At 38.4% G+C, this 17,184-nt stretch carries 14 protein-coding genes; 6 read left to right on the forward strand and 8 right to left on the reverse strand.

Features of this window, described 5'->3' with window-relative positions; all coding sequences use genetic code 11:
* Positions 1-54: 54 nt before the first annotated feature.
* Complete coding sequence (locus tag OB69_RS11190) at positions 55-1,242, reverse strand: hypothetical protein (protein WP_053223808.1); 1,188 nt, start codon at positions 1,240-1,242, stop codon at positions 55-57.
* Positions 1,243-1,303: 61 nt separating this feature from the next.
* Between OB69_RS11190 and dtd the strand changes: the two genes are divergently transcribed.
* The 3 genes from dtd to OB69_RS11205 all read left to right on the forward strand — a co-directional run bounded on the left by dtd (position 1,304) and on the right by OB69_RS11205 (position 3,020).
* Positions 1,304-1,756: a D-aminoacyl-tRNA deacylase gene (gene dtd, locus OB69_RS11195; RefSeq protein ID WP_053223809.1), complete on the forward strand. Its 453-nt coding sequence runs from the start codon at positions 1,304-1,306 to the stop codon at positions 1,754-1,756.
* Positions 1,756-2,100: a nucleotide pyrophosphohydrolase gene (locus tag OB69_RS11200; protein WP_053223810.1), complete on the forward strand. Its 345-nt coding sequence runs from the start codon at positions 1,756-1,758 to the stop codon at positions 2,098-2,100. The genes dtd and OB69_RS11200 overlap by 1 nt, the downstream gene beginning before the upstream one ends.
* Positions 2,101-2,219: 119 nt before the next feature.
* Positions 2,220-3,020: an aspartyl/asparaginyl beta-hydroxylase domain-containing protein gene (locus OB69_RS11205; RefSeq protein ID WP_053223811.1), complete on the forward strand. Its 801-nt coding sequence runs from the start codon at positions 2,220-2,222 to the stop codon at positions 3,018-3,020.
* Between the two features lie 6 nt (positions 3,021-3,026).
* Here OB69_RS11205 and OB69_RS11210 read toward each other — a convergent pair whose 3' ends face one another.
* A complete protein-coding gene (locus OB69_RS11210; RefSeq protein ID WP_053223812.1) occupies positions 3,027-3,725 on the reverse strand; it encodes a 2-phosphosulfolactate phosphatase in 699 nt (232 codons plus the stop codon).
* Between the two features lie 25 nt (positions 3,726-3,750).
* Entirely contained in the window at positions 3,751-4,845 is a 1,095-nt protein-coding gene (gcvT, locus tag OB69_RS11215; RefSeq protein WP_082338157.1) for a glycine cleavage system aminomethyltransferase GcvT, read from the reverse strand.
* 154 nt (positions 4,846-4,999) lie between these two features.
* Here gcvT and OB69_RS11220 point away from each other — a divergent pair, with 154 nt between their 5' ends.
* Complete coding sequence (locus OB69_RS11220) at positions 5,000-5,464, forward strand: nuclear transport factor 2 family protein (RefSeq protein WP_053223813.1); 465 nt, start codon at positions 5,000-5,002, stop codon at positions 5,462-5,464.
* 40 nt (positions 5,465-5,504) lie between these two features.
* Here the strand turns inward: OB69_RS11220 and OB69_RS11225 are convergent, their stop codons facing one another.
* From OB69_RS11225 to OB69_RS11245, 5 genes are read right to left on the reverse strand one after another with little or no spacing between them, the layout of a single operon-like run.
* Entirely contained in the window at positions 5,505-6,773 is a 1,269-nt protein-coding gene (locus OB69_RS11225; RefSeq protein WP_053223814.1) for a M16 family metallopeptidase, read from the reverse strand.
* Between the two features lie 5 nt (positions 6,774-6,778).
* Positions 6,779-7,930, reverse strand: a complete 1,152-nt coding sequence (gene porV / locus OB69_RS11230) for a type IX secretion system outer membrane channel protein PorV (protein ID WP_053223815.1) — start codon at positions 7,928-7,930, stop codon at positions 6,779-6,781.
* A gap of 31 nt (positions 7,931-7,961) precedes the next feature.
* Entirely contained in the window at positions 7,962-11,357 is a 3,396-nt protein-coding gene (porU, locus tag OB69_RS11235; RefSeq protein ID WP_053223816.1) for a type IX secretion system sortase PorU, read from the reverse strand.
* 20 nt (positions 11,358-11,377) lie between these two features.
* Positions 11,378-12,076 carry a CDP-diacylglycerol--serine O-phosphatidyltransferase gene (gene pssA, locus OB69_RS11240; RefSeq protein WP_245620803.1) on the reverse strand — a complete coding sequence of 233 codons (699 nt, stop codon included), beginning with the start codon at positions 12,074-12,076 and terminating at the stop codon, positions 11,378-11,380.
* A gap of 3 nt (positions 12,077-12,079) precedes the next feature.
* The gene (locus tag OB69_RS11245; protein ID WP_053223817.1) at positions 12,080-12,727 is read right to left on the reverse strand and encodes an MBL fold metallo-hydrolase; all 648 of its coding nucleotides are present in this window, start codon (positions 12,725-12,727) and stop codon (positions 12,080-12,082) included.
* Positions 12,728-12,798: 71 nt separating this feature from the next.
* Between OB69_RS11245 and OB69_RS11250 the strand changes: the two genes are divergently transcribed.
* Both OB69_RS11250 and OB69_RS11255 read left to right on the forward strand, forming a co-directional pair.
* On the forward strand, positions 12,799-13,851 hold the full coding sequence (locus tag OB69_RS11250) for an NAD(P)/FAD-dependent oxidoreductase (protein ID WP_053223818.1): 1,053 nt from the start codon (positions 12,799-12,801) through the stop codon (positions 13,849-13,851).
* A gap of 24 nt (positions 13,852-13,875) precedes the next feature.
* Positions 13,876-17,139, forward strand: a complete 3,264-nt coding sequence (locus OB69_RS11255) for a hypothetical protein (protein ID WP_053223819.1) — start codon at positions 13,876-13,878, stop codon at positions 17,137-17,139.
* Positions 17,140-17,184 lie beyond the last annotated feature (45 nt).

The following is a 17,184-nucleotide window of genomic DNA, read 5'->3' on the forward strand; positions in this document are numbered from 1 at the left end:
TATTGCGAGAAGTCCCATCGGGACGCCCTGTTTGTAGACTAATAAATTTAAATATTAGTTTTTGAGCTCCGTAGGAGCGGCCTGATTAAAACGATAGCCAATGAATGCAGCAATAACCCCATAACACAAATACATTAGTACAATGCTGGTATTGGCAAACTCAGGATACCAACTTTTCCATAGTTCCATTTGAAAAGCAGGGTCAGGAAGGTGCTGGTGCAGCATCATAAGCGGAAGTGACAAAAGCCCAAGAATAAATAAGGGCTTGGTTCTCATTTCGCGCAGCTCATACATTATCCAAGTGGCAATGAAGGGGAAACCGAGATAGATAATGCGTGTCATATCGCCACCCGCCAAAATACCGAAAGCCAGATAGGTAAGCGTAAAAATCAGAAGCACATTTCGTGTGTTGTCATAACGATTTGTCAATACGTATTTTCTTCCAGCCAAAAACAAAGCAGGCCCAAAAGCCACAAACATGGCTACCAACCAGCGCACAATTTCAAAAGGGTGGAGGATGGTTTCTTTTGCGTGGTAGAGTAAGGTGATGATGGCTCCTTTTCCTTCTTCTATAGGAGAAAAATAGTGGGCTATAGAGAATTTCGTAATGAGTGAAAGCGTAACTGCCGAAACTAACAATGGAATTGGATAATAGCTTTCTTCGGTTTTACGATTGTGCCAAATGCCATAAACAGTAAGAATGATGACTAAGGCTAAAAATGACTCTTTTTGAGCGGTGGCCAGTGGAGCTAGAATCAGTAACCATACGAATTTTCTTTTCAGAATAATGAGTAATAGTAAGGTCTGAAAAAGGTAGAGTGGAAGATCAACCGTAACCGGATCGAAGGCATTTAGGCGAATGATGCCTGTCCAATGAAAGAGCAGCCAGAAAAAGCCAGCCATAAACCATTTCAGTTCAAAACCCATTTGCCGCCAAAGCACAAATAGAGCGATTATAGAGGTTAAGGTGAAAAACAGGTTCACCCATTGAAAATCCTGAATCATATTCCCCGAGTCGATTTGAGCAGCCAGCCAAGGCACTAAAATTCGTCCGTTAAAAGGAAAAGGAACTTGATAATTTTCTTCTAAACCCACAAAATAGTGGTAAATATGCGTGTAGTCATTTCCGTCAAAAGCAGGCGCTAAACCATAAGTAATAGGCGCTTGTGTGTTTTTATAGAAAAGGAAGGCAGCCACAGTGATGCTTAAAAAAATGGCCAGCCAAAATAACCTAATTCGCATAGTTTGAAATTTAGCTAAATTACTTGAATCCTATTTTATTAATGGGGTTTTTTGCATTGATATGATCGCAGTGATACAACATGTTTCCGAGTCATCGGTAACCATAGACGGCCAAGTGAAGGCTGCTATTGGCAGAGGTTTAATGATTTTAATTGGCATAGAAGAAGCCGATAATCATGAAGATATTGAGTGGCTGAGCCGTAAAATAGTGAATATGCGTATTTTCGAAGACGAAGAGGGCGTAATGAATAAAAGCGTGATTGATGTAGATGGCGAAGTTTTGGTGATTAGCCAGTTCACACTACACGCCAGCACTAAAAAGGGCAATCGACCTTCATACATTAAAGCAGCTAAACCCGATGTAGCCATTCCTCTATACGAAGCGTTTAAAGAGCAATTGGCAATGGATTTGGGGAAAGCCATTGGCTCAGGCGAGTTTGGTGCAGACATGAAAGTGGCCTTGGTAAATGATGGGCCAGTAACCATAATAATTGATACTAAAGACAAAAAATAATGACTGAGCAATCGAAAGGAATTACTGCCGTTCAAAAGGAAGTGGACAATTGGATAAAGGAGTTTGGCGTTCGCTATTTCAATGAGCTTACCAACATGGCACAGTTGACAGAAGAAGTGGGGGAAGTTGCTCGTATTATTGCGCGTAGGTATGGTGAACAGTCTGAAAAAGAATCAGATAAAAATAAAGATTTGGGTGAAGAGCTGGCCGATGTAATGTTTGTGGTGGTTTGCTTGGCCAATCAAACAGGGACGGATTTACAAGCTGCTTGGGACATGAAGATGGCTAAAAAAACACAAAGAGATAAGGAAAGACATAAGAATAATGAGAAGTTAAATCCGTAATTCGAAGCTTAAACAATTTTAGGAGAAATTAGGTTGAACTTTTTGTGTTCTATGAATGTCAATAGATTAAATTTTTGGCAACTTTAAACACCTTTTTTAATTAAAATCACCGCACTGTTATGATCATTTTAGAGATTTTAGGTGTAATTCTCCTAGCTTTTATTTTGCTGAATGTGATTCTCTACTTTGTTGAGCCAAGTCTAATAGCAATTACTTTTTCTCTGGTATTACGAATCTTCAAGAAGAATCCCCCTATTGTAGATGTGGACGAATTTTTTCCTCAGCATAAAATACTAAAAGATAATTGGAAGGTTATTCAAGAAGAGTTGATTGAAGTTCTGAAAAATGAGAATGATATTCCTAAATTCCATGAGGTAGATAAGATTCAACGATTTATTTCAGATAAGGATAAATCGGCTTGGCGTGTTTTTATGTTCAAAGCTTACGACAATTGGCAGGATGCTAATTGTGCAAAGGCGCCAAAAACCACCGCACTTTTAAAGCAAGTTCCGGGTATTACTACTGCCATGTTTTCAATTATTGGACCTAGAAAACATATCCCTCCTCACAATGGTTTTTACAAGGGCGTTTGGCGGTACCATTTAGGTTTAATTATTCCTAAAGAAGGTGAGTGCTATATTATTGATGGTGGCCAGCGCTATGATTGGAAAGAGGGAGAGGACGTACTTTTCGATGATACTTTCCAACACGCAGTTTGGAATAAAACCAATGAAACGAGAGTGGTGTTGTTTTGCGATGTATTCAGAACTGACCTACCAAAGATTTTTCAGCCCATGAACCGTTGGGTATATGGTTTAAGAGAAAAGAGTAAAAGGCTAAAAAATGTACTCAAGAATGCCGAAGTTCAAGTTGATCTTGATCCTGAGGAAATTGAGAAGCCTTTAGCTAAGCAGGCTTAAATAACATTAAACTGTAAGTTCTGAACCCACTAATTTAGGAACTACATTAAACTCATTCAGTCGTGCACAATATTCAATGTCTTCTTTTACATTGAATTTAGAAAGTCTTGCTGCGTGATTACTCCTATTGATGTAATAGGCCAGATCGCTAGCCATTGATTGATATAAGAAAAAAGCACATAATGCTGAATCACTTTCTAATTCAGCATTTTGCTTTAGCGCATTACAAACTGCCCCGGCAAAAAGGCTATCCTCTAAATTATACTTTCCTTTCCAGCCTGCACAGAATAGCAACACATCGTTTTCTGACTTCATCAGATGATTTACTACTGCACTTAGATTAAGAAAAGCGCCTATAATCACTTCTTTTGCATTTTTCGAAAGCTCAATGGCTTGTGTACCATTGGTGGTGGTGGTGGCTACTTTTTTACCTTTCATTTCAGGTTTCATGTAGTCGAATGGAGAGTTACCAATATGGAACTGCTCTACCTTTTCCCCACCTCGTTCACCCGCCATGATGAAACCTTGTGCGCCAAGTGCCTCACATTCTTCAACGGTGGCTACTGGTGTAATAGATTGTATACCCGAACCCAATCCGGCAACCATACACGAAGTAGCCCTGAGAATATCAATCACTACTACGGTTTTATTTTCAACCTCAAACTGATGGATAAGTTCGGGGGTATAACAAACGTCTATTTTCATGTATTGGCGCTATATGGTGCTTTAATTAAGCTTTATAAAAAGGAAGTTTAACCACTTCGGCTTTAAGCTTTCTATTTCTTACAGCCACATAGATTTCAGTTCCTATTTTAGCGTTTTCAATAGTTACATAGCCTAAACCTATTCCATAACCCAGTGAAGGTGACATGGTACCAGAGGTTACTTCACCTATAGTGTTTTCGCTGGCATCTTCTAATGCATAATGGCTTCTTGGAATACCCTTGTCAATCATTTTAAAGGCAACAAGTTTACGTTTTACACCCGCTTCTTTTTCCGCTTGAAGGTTTTTAGAATTAGTGAATTCTTTGGTGAATTTAGTTACCCAACCTAAGCCTGCCTCTAATGGCGAAGTTTCGTCAGTAATATCATTTCCGTAAAGGCAGTACCCCATTTCTAAACGCAAAGTATCTCTAGCTCCAAGGCCGATTGGCTTAATATCAAAGGCCGCACCTGCTTCGAAAATGGCATTCCAAACTTGTTCAGCATGCTCGTTGCTTACGTAAATTTCAAAACCACCAGCACCAGTATAACCCGTGGCTGAAATGATTACGTATTCTACGCCTGCAAAAGGCCCTACTACGAAGTTGTAGAATTTAATGTCAGATAGATTTACAGAAGTAAGTGATTGAAGTGCTTCTACAGCTTTAGGGCCTTGAACAGCAAAAAGAGAATGGCTGTCCGAAACGTTTTTCATAATGGCGCCTTTCGTATTGTACTTGCTAATCCAGTTCCAATCTTTTTCAATATTGGAAGCATTCACTACAAGCATATACTTCTCTTCTTTGAATTTGTATACCAGCAAATCGTCTACTACACCGCCATCTTCATTTGGTAGGTAAGAATATTGCGCTTGGCCATCTACTAGCTTTGAGGCATCGTTACTTGTTACTCGCTGAATAAGGTCAAGGGCTTCGGGCCCTTCTATAACAAATTCACCCATATGCGAAACGTCAAAAACTCCAACGCCATTTCTTACCGTGTTGTGTTCTTCTAAATCAGATGAATAGCGAACAGGCATGTTATAACCTGCAAAGGGTACCATTTTAGCTCCAAGTTTTTCGTGGAGGTCATTAAGGGCTACTTTTTTCAATTCCATTTCCATAGGGTGATTTAATTTGTTGGCAAAAGTAACAATTAGATCATAAAAACAACGCCTTGGTGTGAAGGTATCGGCACCTAAAGATGATGTGGGGATTCTGTAACCTAAAACTAAAAAATCAGTTATATTTATGTAATCACTAACGTAAATAAAAATTATGAAAAAGGGTCATTACATACTAGTCATTTTTTGCCTATTGGGGTTTTCTTCTTTTGTTTTTATTCATCATGAAGCAAAGAACAAGGCTGAAGAAGAGGCTATTAAAGATTTAGTATTAAAATCTTATGTGCATGGGGCGTTCAATGAACTGGACGCAGAAGCCATGAAAAAGGGTTTTCACGAAGACTTTGCCATCTATTCTGCCAAAGGCGAAAGTATTAGCAAATACCCCATTGCTGTTTGGGCAGATGGTGTTGCAAAAAGAAAAGCTAATAATTATGATACTAAGGACCCGAAGAACAAATGGGAACATAAGTTTGCTTCGGTGGATGTTACAGGCGGTGCTGCCCAAGTGAAAATAGAACTTTTCAACCAAGGTAAGCAAGTGTATACAGATTACCTGAGTTTATTGAAATTTGAGAGTGGCTGGCGTATTGTTGCCAAAGTCTATAACCAACATTAGGAGATGTAAATCCCGAATCTGTATAGGTTCGGGATTTTTACTACTTTTCTGGCCCAGCAATACAAGTATAAAAACTCTCAGGTTGAAAGTGAGTATTTGCCATTTGAATGATGTCTTCGCTGGTGACTTGGTATACAGCACTTAAGTACTGCTCGTAAAAGCTCATATCCATTCCCTGAAAATACACCGCTTTGAATTTCTCCATGATGGCAAAAGGCGAATTTACCGAGCCAGCAAATGAACCCGCCATGTAGTTTTTTACGGTTTCTAACTCATTTTCTCCAACAGATTCTTGTTGAAGTTTAGTAATTTCTTTAAAAATCTCGTCAATAGTGGCTTGTTCGTTTTCGCTATTCACATCAGTACCAATGCTGAAGTATCCTTCCTGATTAAGGGAATAGAGATGTGAATGAATTCCATAGGTAAAACCTTTGTCCTCACGAATGTTTTTCATTAAGCGCGAGCCAAAAAAACCACCTAAAAGCTCATTTGTCACGGTGAATTTCATGTAATCAGGGTGAGCACGATTGAAGAGTACTTTACCTATTTTTATAGACGACTGAACAAATGTAGGCTTACGGATTTCGTTTAAGTGAGCTACTGTTTTTGCAATTTCGTATTCTGGCAAGCTTACTTTTTTTACTTGGCTTTTGCCGAAATTCAACTCAAGGCTATCAACAAAGTTGTCTGGTAATTTCCCAGAAACCATAATATCGAAGTAACTAAAGTTTGAAGCAAAAAAGGTTTTTACTTCTGAAAGTTGAACGGCCTGTATTTTTTCTACGCTATTACTTTTTCCATAAGGGTGATCGAGTCCGAAAAGAGAGCTCCTTAAGGCCACAGAAGATAAATAGCTGCTTTTTTCTAGATTTAGCTTTAACCGCTGAACCTCTTTTTTCTTTAAGGTTTCAAACTGTTGTTCGTCAAAACTAGGGTTGCTTATTACTTCGGAAAGCAGGGCTAAATTCTTATCGAAAAACCTAGAAAGACCGTAGAATGAAATTGTACTCTGATCGAAACCTGGTGAGAATTCGGCAAAACTTCCAATAAAATCAATGGCTTCGGCCAACTGATGAGCATTACGATTAGTGGTGCCTTCATTCAACATTTTTAGCGCGAATGAAATCAGGTTATAGTTCTCAGTAAACCAACTTCCACAAGGAATTACCAAATCAATTTTAAATACCTCTACCGCTGGATCATTCAAAAAGAAAACTTTCCTTCCGTTTGAAAGTACTGTTGAATGAACTTGAGGAATAGTAACTTTTTTGATGGGTTTAAACCCAGGGGCGATTGTTCTATCGAGCATTCGTTTTACTTGGCTTTTTTGTCAAGGTTGTAAGTAAGTCCAAAACGTAAAGTTTCGGCCAGTGGATGTTCTTGAAGTGTAGGAACCAGATATGCGAAATCAATTCCTAATTTTTTAACTTTAAAGCCTACACCAGCTGTAAAGTATTTTCTGTTTCCTTTGTTTTGGTGTTCCGAAAAATACCCAGCTCTAATCGCAAAGGTCTCTTTGTATTCATATTCGGTTCCAAAAGAAATCATGATTTCTTGAAGCTCTTCATTAAAGCCGTTTGGTGCATCGGCAAAGGAACCAAAAATACCGCCTATTAAAGATTTGTCTCTGTGGCTACCGTCTTCTTGAGGGGTCGGAACCATCAATTTATTGAAATCTAAGGCGAAGGTAATTTTGTTGTACGGGTCGAGGAAACTGGCCAAAGCAGCTCCTAACCTTAAATTCGTTGGAATAAAGTCTTCTTCATCGGCAGTATTGTATGAGATTTTAGCACCGATGTTCGAAATAATACCTCCAAATGAAAGCTGACTTTGTTTGTCCAATACATTCATTTCTGTTTTATAATACACTCCAATGTCGGCCGCAATACTAGTGCCTGGCTTAGGATCCATTACAGGACTAGTGGTGATGTTTCCTGAAAGGTTGGAATGAACAAATTTACCTGTTACACCAATACTCAAATCATTGCTCAGTTTTCGTGAGTAGGTTCCCGCAATTGAGAATTCACGAGGATTAATCATCTGAAGGTTATTACCTACTCCATCCGTAAGTTGAATATCTCCTAAATCAAAGTAAGTCATGGCCAATCCAAAAGCCTGACTGTCATCAATTTTTTTATAGCCTGATAAATAAGAGATCGACATGTCGTCTACAAACTTGCTTAGCCATGGTGTGTAAGAAAATGCGAAGCCATAATCGTTGTTTAGGTAAGCGAGTTTTGCAGGGTTCCAGTGAATACTGTTGGCATTAGGCGCTGTGGCTGCTCCTACATCACCCATGGCTCCTGAGATTGGGTCTGGCGCAATAGTCAGGAAGGGAACAGCAGTAGTGATTACGTTCTTGTCGGTATCCTGTCCTGAGATTGTACCAGAATTCTGGGCCACGGAAGGAAACGAAAAAATGACGGCTAAAACCAGGATTGCTACGATCCTAATATTAATTTTCATGTAATTTTTTTTCAAAGATACTATTATAAAACTAATATGAAATAATAAGTTTATCGCGCTTGGTGTGCGTTTTTCCGTTGTTTTTAGACATCAAGATCACATTGTAAACATAAATTCCTTTGCCCAACTTAACTCCTGAACTGTCTAAACCGTTCCATGTAATGCTTTCAGTATTCGAACCTCTTTCAATTTCTGAATGTAACGAAACTACATTTTCACCTTGTGCATTTATGATTTCAATCGTCAACTCTAAAGGCTCTCCTGCGCTATTATGCGAAATATTAAAAGTAGTATGCTCTACCAACGGATTAGGATAGCTGTTTATTTTTGTGATAACCATAGAATTTTCATCGGTAACCTCAAAATCAAAACTGCTCTTTGCTAAGTTGTTGAAATTATCCCAAGCTCTAATTTCTAAAGTGTTGATTCCCAGAGGTAAATTGCGCAAAGGAAACAATGCTTCCCCTTTTCTGAAATTATCTTTTTTAGCATTATAAAAACCATTTAAATTATAAGTAATAGAGTCGTTTAACGTGGCCGATAGGTTTTGGCCGATTCCATTTTCTGAAATATTGATTCCACTTTCATCGAATAATTTGAGTATGAGTGTAGCATCAGGTTTTACCACAGGGGTAGCTACTCGGGTAGAATCATTAATAAAAATGCTAATGTTTGGTGGAGTTCTATCCTCAGAAATGTTTTGAGCCGTGCCCCCGAGAATAAAATCTATTTTGGCTCCGAATGCGTCTTCTAAGCTTTTATTCAAGGCGTACATGCTCATTTTACCACTTCCAAATTGATAGTTGATGTTTTTAGGCACTACAAAATCTATCATAAACACACCATCTGTTACAGATGCTTTACCATTAAAAAGCTGACTGTTGCGCTCTAAGTACTCAAACTTTTCGCTTTCTGTTCCGATAGTTTGCCGCACACTACGTTTGTCAAAAAGACTAAATGTGACTTCGCCATTAAAGTTTTCTATGCGTTGGCCGTTGGATTCAATTTGACCTATGATGTTCACTTTTTCTAACGCACTCAAGGTATCTGCTTGAGCCAATGGTGATTTACCGTTGATACTGCTGATTGTGATTTCATTTTTGGGGTAAGCCAAGCGCATACTTGGATCTCCTAAAAGGATGAAATTTCTGTTGTTAGCGCCATTCAGCGCATTGTTTTTGGTATAGCGAATGATGTCGCCAAGCCGCTGGAAATTACCATTAGGCTGCTCTAGAATGGTTTTGTAGAGCGCTTGGTTTAAGGCATAATTGGAAGAGGAAAATACGGGACGCGCGGTGGCCACTAAAGCAATTGCGCCTCCATCTGGTTTGAACATTATTTTTTCGGCACCAGAAAAAATTGTGGGGTCATCGTTTCTGGCAAACTCACAGGTGGCGGTAACTAATAGTGGGAGTCGGTTTATGTTTTTCCAATCTTCAATAGATTCGGTAGTGAGAATTCGCTCTTGCATCCAGCCGGTTTCTGCACCATGGCCTGTGAAGTTCATAATCAAAACGCCTTGTTCAACAGCGTCAAGCAAAGCTTGTTCTGCTTCTGGAGAAGATTCACCATTGGGGGATCGGATTTGCTCGTACGCATCGAGGTAAATTTTTCTCACGTTAAAGCCCGAATATGTAGTGTCGACCAGAGTAGCTAACTGATCAGCATCGCGCTGATGCAAGTTGTTATCACCATCATCGGCTACAAAAACCAATCTTCGTCTCCAGTCTCCAATGCTTTCTGGGCTAGTTTGGTAATTGATGATTTTGTCGACTGTGCTCTTGGCTTGCCCCAAAGTTGTACTTGGAATACGCCCAATGCCAATATCCAAAGTGTGGTCGCCAGCTGTATTTTCTTCCCATTCGCCTTCATCATCTTCTAAAAAACCAAAATAATCATCAGATGAATAGGAGGTCAATGGATGAATTGAGCTTCTGGACTCATAGGTAGGAACAAAGTTGGTGTTGTTTTCAACTCTGTTTTTGTAATCATATGACCCCTTGCCGAAAAGCAGTAAATACTTTAGCTGATCACTTTTTAGTTTCAAGTGACGAATGAAATCACGAATGGCTGTTACATCTTGTCTTCCAGCAGAAAATTCATTGTACACTTGTTGAGGAGTAACTACCAATACAGAAAGCTGATCTTCGTTTCTTCTGAAAGCAGCTAATCTTTCGGCTTCGGTTAAAAATTCTGGTGCAGAAATAATAACCATGTCTGGTGTTACACTTCCTTTTAAATCCTGATTGGTCAAGGATTCAAATTTTGTAGGAAGAGGCTGAAGTGCAGCTTCAAAAACAACGTATTCGTGAAGTTCATCTGAAAAAGCACCAAAGCGTAACTCTGATCCACTTAAATTATAGGTTTGATTTTTCGCATTTAACGGATTAGTGATGTCCCAAACCATTAGGTTTTGGTTGGCCTCTGTTAATTTAAATGTGCTTATCGGTTGATCAAGTGATTTTATACTTCGGAAGTGAATTGAACCGCCTCCGTATTGAAGTTTGGTGGGTATGTCCAAAAGAAAACCATCAAGATAGGCCACCGCATTATTGGAGCCACCTTGGTCGAAAGTTAATTTTAGATTGAGCTGATTTGCAATAGAAAAGGTGGTTGAGTTTACTTGGAATAAGCCCGAGGATTCGTTTCCCTTAACGCCATATCGTGTATCTGGAATGGCAGAAAAATCTAGCTGACCAATGGATTGACCATTGAGGCTTGCGGTAAGTGATGTATTATTGAATGCCTGACTTAAAGCATGAAGCCGAAATTTGATTGCTTCGTTGGTGGCTAGGTTGGTAAGCGGAAAATCGAAGCTCAATTCATTATTAATATTGAAACTTTCTCCAAACCACTTTCTTCCAGAACCAAGAATATTTTTCACGTCCTTTTCGTGCCGAATAATTTTGTTGAAAGTATTGACCTCAGGTAAGTTGGTGCCTAAATTTTGTAGATTTTCAATACGTAATCCTTTATTGTTTTTTACTGTAATGAAGTAATGAACCTCATCTGCATAGAGGTTTTGAATAGACTCAAAAGTATTAGTCAAAGGGTCGAATTCTAGTTCATTCACTCTATCTACATAAAATAGAATGTAATCCTCAGAGTTGAAAGTAGCATCAGATTCTCCAGAAACGAATATGGCGGTTTCTCGAAGCACATCTCTAGATGTTGAAATGGCTTGTGGAAGCATTCCTCCCTTACTTCCGTAAATGGCAATGTTCTGCGGATTAATGGAGCCGATATCAAACCCCATTTGGCTTAGGGTGTTTTGGTTAATCCGATAAACCCCTTCTTTGTCGAGGCTCATTTTTACCCATTTGCCAGTAGCTAAAACACTTGAGTTTTGGGCAGTAGCAACGCCAATAAATACCTGAATAAAGAAGGCGATGAGCAAGATATGTTTTGATCGTAATCGACTGGCCATGTCTTGAAGCTCAACGTTATTTAAACAACTTTCTTATGTGCTGGCTGGGTGAGCAGCGAAAGCAAAAGATAAACAACAATGATTAAAGGAACTGCGGCAGTTTTGAAAATCACAATTAAAATGATGCTTACCAGAATCAGTAAAAAACGCTGCCAGTTATCTTTTGCAGTAAAGTTTGAAAACTTAAATGACAGCAAAGTGACAGGCGCAACCATCAACAGTGAAAATACTATAACACAAGTAAAAAGCACCCATTCGTTGGCTAGAAAGTCGCTCATAAATGTATCTCCAACAATAATTAAAGGAAGTGTACTGGTAAAAATTCCATTTGCTGTGGTGGTCAAACCCGTGAAACTTGTGGTTTGATTTTCGTCAATGTTGAATTTTGCCAAGCGTAAGGCAGAAAAAACCGCAATGAGTACTCCGGCATACTCAAGTGGCGAATCTATTTTACCCACAAGCATATGATAATAAAGAATAGCGGGTAGCAAACCGAAAGTGATCAAATCAGCTAATGAATCCAGTTGCTTACCGATTTCGGATTGTGCTTTGAGGATTCTCGCTAAAAAACCATCGAGGAAATCGAAACCAGCCGCCAACCAAATAAGGTAGCATGCTGTTGCTATTTCCCCCTGAAAAGAAAGAATTATACCGACTGTTCCACAGCTTAAATTCGCTAAGGTAAACAGGTTTGGGATGGCTTTTTTGATGGGTTCCAAAGGTTATTTTTTAAGAGCACAAAATGGGTTAGTGGCTTTTTCGTCTCCAATAGTTGTAGGGCCGCCATGCCCGGGGTAAACTATCATCTCATCATCAAACTTAAAGAGTTTATTATGAATACTTTTAATTAAAGTATCAAAATCGCCACCGGGTAAATCTGTTCTTCCAATACTGCCTTCAAAGAGTACATCGCCTCCAATGCAAACGTTTTCTTCTTCGTTTACAAAAACAATATGGCCCGGTGCATGGCCTGGGGTGAAATAAACTTTTAGTGCGCTGTTGCCAAATTTTACAGTGTCGCCTTCCTTTAAAAATTTGTTAGGTTGAGCAGGCGTATAATTCTGAAAACCATAATTGGCTGCATAAGCGCCTACAGATCGAAGTGTTTCTTCATCGTGTTCACCAATAACTAGGTCAACGTTGAACTTTCGCTTCACAAAATCATTACCCAAAACATGGTCGATATGACCGTGAGTGTTTAGGAGCGATTTCACCATAAGACTTTCACTTTCAATAAATTTAACCAGTTCATCTTGTTCTTCCTTCTCATAACATCCAGGGTCTATGATTACCGCTTCTTTTGTTTCGTCAAACAAAATATAGGTGTTTTCCATAAAAGGGTTAAAAGTGAAAGGCTTAATCTTGATCATAAATTACTGTTTTGCTCAAATTTCATTTAATAATAGCCATTATTCAAAAAATGTTGGTTTAAATTCGGCCAATGTTAGTGGATTATATTCTAGTGGGGCAAGGGTTGGCAGGAAGTATCTTGGCCAATCACTTGATAAATGCGGGTTGTAGTGTAATGGTTTTTGATGATCCGTTGCTTTCCAATTCCTCAAAAATTGCGGGTGGTCTCTATAATCCTGTGACTGGTCGTAAAATGGTCAAAACTTGGAATGCAGATAACTTATTTGGTTACCTAACGGATTATTATCCTAAACTTCAACAACAGTTAGAGGCCGATTTTGTCAATGATATTCCTATTTATCGACCGTTTATTTCTCCAGAAGAACTAAATGAATGGATGGGGAAAAGTGCCGATATCGATTACTCTAGGTATGTACAGGCCGTACATAATAGTTCGGCTTATGGAAGTCAAGTGAGTGATGATTTTGGTGGAATTCTGTTAAATCAATCTGGTTTTGTAGATACCGGTAAGCTTTTGGAGGTTTCTGCAAAGTTTCTAGTCGAGAGAAAAAGTTTGACAAAGGGGTATTTTAATCCGGCTCACTTAAAATTAGAAGAGGGTTTTGCCAGTTATCAGGGTATAAAATGTAAGTCGGTAGTTTTTTGCAACGGTCATAAATCGCTAGAGGAACAATATTTCGGTTGGATTCCGTTAAGGCCTGTAAAGGGTGAACTCTTGATAATCAAGACAAAAGAGAACTTAAGGGTAATCCACAACAGAGGTGTTTTTGTAATTCCTTTAGGAAACGGACTTTGCAAAGTTGGCTCTACTTATGATCATCAAAATTTGGATGAAAAGCCAACCATTGAAGCAAAAAACGTGTTAGTACATAAATTAAACGAGCTGGTTAAATTTCCGTATGAAATTGAATATCAGTTGGCTGGTGTAAGGCCCGCAACAAAAGATAGAAAACCCATTATTGGGCAGCATCCAAAATTTAAAAGTCTTATTTCTTTTAATGGATTTGGCACCAAGGGAGTTTCTCTCGTTCCTTATTACGCTAAGCAGTTAACAGAGTTTTTAACAAACGAAAACGGCATAGATAGTGAGGTCAATATTGAGCGATTTTTTTCGTTATATTAAAAGTCTTTTCTGTAAAGAAGATATATGTTTAAATCTCTACGTTACCCATTCATAATAGCCATTGCAGCCATTGGTTTTTTATCTATCCCTTTTTCTTCTGAGGCGCAGGTATATCGTGAAGAATACGGTCAGAATAGAATTCAGTACAAATACTTTAATTGGAAATACTTAAAATCGAACAATTTTGAAGTTTACTATTATGACGGTGGAGAAGATTTGGCAAAGAAATCAATTGGTTATTTAGAATCTGAATTTAGCAGGGTAACCGAAACAATTGGATTCTTTCCATATTCTAAAACTAGAATATTTTTATACAACTCTATAGCCGAAAAGCAGCAGAGTAATGTAGGTGTTAAAGGAGATGACTTTACAATCGGAGGTCAAACCGACTTCGTTAAATCTCAAGTTGAAGTGGCTTTTTCTGGAGATTATGCTTCGTTTAAAGAGGAACTCGTTTTCAATTTCACCAAAATGTTGGTTGAGGAAATGTGGTTTGGTGGAAACATAGCTGAAATGTTTCAGTCAACCTTTTCATCGCCAATCCCCAATTGGTTTATCGATGGTGTTTCTGCTTATGTAGCCTATGGATGGAACAAAGAGATGGATGATATGGCAAGAGATTATGTGTTGCAAGAACAGCCTGCCAAATTTTCGAAACTAAGCAAAGAAGCTAATCTTCTATTAGGTCAGTCAATTTGGAATTACATTGCCCAAACCTACGGAAAGAGAGATATTTCAAATATTCTGAACTTAGCTAGAATTGTTAAAGATGAGGAGAGCAGTATTTCCAAAACGCTGGGAGTTCCTTATAAAGACTTCATGGAGGGATGGAAAGCCTTTTACTCCCAAATGAACCTCCGTATAATGGAGAGTTATAAGAGACTTCCTGAATCACAGATAATTTCTGGAAGTAGATCAAAAACATCTACAATCGGCCATTTAAAATTTAATGCAGAAGGCTCTTTGCTAGCCTACACTGTGTTTGACAATGGGAAGTACGAAGTGAGAGTAATTAACATGGACTCTCGAGAAGAGATGGTGCTTTACAAAGGTGGAATTAAGTTATTGGCACAGGAAGTGAATAGTAATTACCCCCTTTTAAGCTGGGTAGATGAATTTACTTTGGGAATTGTTGCCTATTCTGAAGGAAGAAACACAGTAACCATTAAGAGAGTTGGAGCAAAAGGAGAGCAGGTATTGGCCATTCCTACCATAAGCCAGGTTCAGAGTTTTGAGTTTAAGCAAGGTGGTAGGTTAGCAGCATTAACAGGCGTTGTAAACGGAAAAAGCGATGCTTATTTGTTCTTAGTAAATAGAGGAACGATCAGAAGGATTTCAAATGATAGTTATGATGATCGAGATATTAGCTTTTTACCAGAGTCCAATGTCGTTTTATTTTCTTCTAACCGACCAACAGACAGTGTTTATGTAGAAGGGCCAATTGATTTAAAAGATGTAAGTTCTAACCAGTTTAATCTTTATACCTACGATTTAGACTTAGTCGATAGCGTATACGGAAAACTAACAAACTCTCTTTCAGTAGAATCTAATCCCATTGCAAAAAATCTGAATGAAATTTATTACTTGAGCGACCAACAGGGCGTGAATAACCTTTATCTACATACTGTAAATGACTCAATCAGTAAGCAAATGAGTAATTACAGTTTTGGAATCAAAGAGTTTACTATCGACCAGAACAATAATCGAATAGCTTTTATATCTACACTCGACTCTAAGGATGTTATTTACCTCGAGAATTTGGGGAATATTCAACACATATTTACGACAGCTACACCACGAAGGGAGCTTGAAAGTATCAGAATACTAAGTGAAATTAGAAGAAAGAGATTGTTGGATACTGAAAACACAGATAGTCTAAACAAAGCCAAAAAAATAACTGAAGTACCAAAACAGCCAAAGATTGATTCTTTAAAATTAGGTGCTATTGATACTGAGAATTATGTGTTTAAGAATGAATCGAAGGTAAACTCTAAAGACTATAAGTTTGAAGCACCAGTTTCTGATGAAGGGACCAATAGGTCATTCTTAAGCCTTTATCAAAATAGAGGTCTAAAAAATACAATAGAAGGGCCGAATGCATACGAACCTCGTTTCCAGACCAATAATGTAGTAACATCATTCGTAATAGACGAACTGAGATCTTTTTCGCAGTTGTTGGAAATTCAGATGAATGATTATTTGGAAAACCATAGACTGCATGGAGGCGCTTTAGTGCCCTATAATTTCAATAGTGGTTTTGATGTTTTTTTGGAGTACGAATATCTTAAAGAAGCTATCGACATAAAAGCGAAGTACTTTCGTAAGTCAATTTTATTAAGAGATAATACAACAACACAATCCCAACGATATAACCTGAATCGATTTGAGTTGGGGGCGGCCTTCCCATTTAGTCCTTACCTAAGGCTTGAGGTGAGTCCCTTCTTCGAGCAAACCCGATATATTGATTTAGATTACTTGTTACTACTTAATGCACCCTCGGGAATAGTGGCAGAAAAAACGGCTAATTATTTAGGCCTGAATACAAGTGTTGTTTTTGATAACAGCTTGACTGGCGGAACCAATATTCATGAAGGAACTAGAGCTAAATTGACCTTTGAGTCACATTCAAAGTTGAATAAAAATGCGGTCGGATTTAATAAAATTGAAGCAGATATTAGGCATTACCAAAGGGTTACCAAAGGTGTTTACTTAGCAGGCAGAGTGTTTTTTGGGCATTATGGAGGAAAAGCACCAAAATCCTATTTATTAGGGGGGGTGGATAATTGGGCCTTTAATAAGAGGGAGGCCGTAGAAGGTTCTGAACCTGATCCTTTCCTGTTACAAACCTTAAATGATAACAGTGATATTTTATTCAATCAGTTCACTAACCTTAGAGGTTATTCATATAATACTTTTCAGGGAAGTACGGTACTGACCTTGTCTGGTGAACTTAGGTTACCAGTAAATCAGTTTTTGGCTACTGCCGATACTAAGTCTAGCTTTATTAGAAATCTTCAGTTCCTTGGGTTTTACGATATAGGTTCTGCTTGGTATGAGATTTCTGCTTTTCAAGCTCGAAATGATGTGAATACAGAGGAAATTGTAGTCCCTGGCTCTCCTTTTTCTGGTGTAATTAATGATTTTAGTAATCCATGGCTACAGAGCGCTGGAGTAGGAATGAGAACCATGCTCTTTGGTTTTTTCTCTAGGCTCGACTTAGCTTGGCCTATACAAGATTTCAATGTTGGAAATCCAAAACTTCAAATATCAATTGGGTACGATTTTTAATTACTTTTTGAGATTGGCTGAATAGGCTTAACTTCGCAAGTTGTT

The organism is Roseivirga seohaensis subsp. aquiponti (assembly GCF_001267955.1).
In the GTDB taxonomy this organism is placed as follows: domain Bacteria; phylum Bacteroidota; class Bacteroidia; order Cytophagales; family Cyclobacteriaceae; genus Roseivirga; species Roseivirga seohaensis.

Coding starts and splice junctions, on each gene's coding strand:
- OB69_RS11190 (WP_053223808.1), bottom strand. CDS start 1,242: ATGCGAATTAGGTTATTTTGGCTGGCCATTTTTTTAAGCATCACTGTG.
- dtd (WP_053223809.1), top strand. CDS start 1,304: ATGATCGCAGTGATACAACATGTTTCCGAGTCATCGGTAACCATAGAC.
- OB69_RS11200 (WP_053223810.1), top strand. CDS start 1,756: ATGACTGAGCAATCGAAAGGAATTACTGCCGTTCAAAAGGAAGTGGAC.
- OB69_RS11205 (WP_053223811.1), top strand. CDS start 2,220: ATGATCATTTTAGAGATTTTAGGTGTAATTCTCCTAGCTTTTATTTTG.
- OB69_RS11210 (WP_053223812.1), bottom strand. CDS start 3,725: ATGAAAATAGACGTTTGTTATACCCCCGAACTTATCCATCAGTTTGAG.
- gcvT (WP_082338157.1), bottom strand. CDS start 4,845: ATGGAAATGGAATTGAAAAAAGTAGCCCTTAATGACCTCCACGAAAAA.
- OB69_RS11220 (WP_053223813.1), top strand. CDS start 5,000: ATGAAAAAGGGTCATTACATACTAGTCATTTTTTGCCTATTGGGGTTT.
- OB69_RS11225 (WP_053223814.1), bottom strand. CDS start 6,773: ATGCTCGATAGAACAATCGCCCCTGGGTTTAAACCCATCAAAAAAGTT.
- porV (WP_053223815.1), bottom strand. CDS start 7,930: ATGAAAATTAATATTAGGATCGTAGCAATCCTGGTTTTAGCCGTCATT.
- porU (WP_053223816.1), bottom strand. CDS start 11,357: ATGGCCAGTCGATTACGATCAAAACATATCTTGCTCATCGCCTTCTTT.
- OB69_RS11245 (WP_053223817.1), bottom strand. CDS start 12,727: ATGATCAAGATTAAGCCTTTCACTTTTAACCCTTTTATGGAAAACACC.
- OB69_RS11250 (WP_053223818.1), top strand. CDS start 12,799: ATGTTAGTGGATTATATTCTAGTGGGGCAAGGGTTGGCAGGAAGTATC.
- OB69_RS11255 (WP_053223819.1), top strand. CDS start 13,876: ATGTTTAAATCTCTACGTTACCCATTCATAATAGCCATTGCAGCCATT.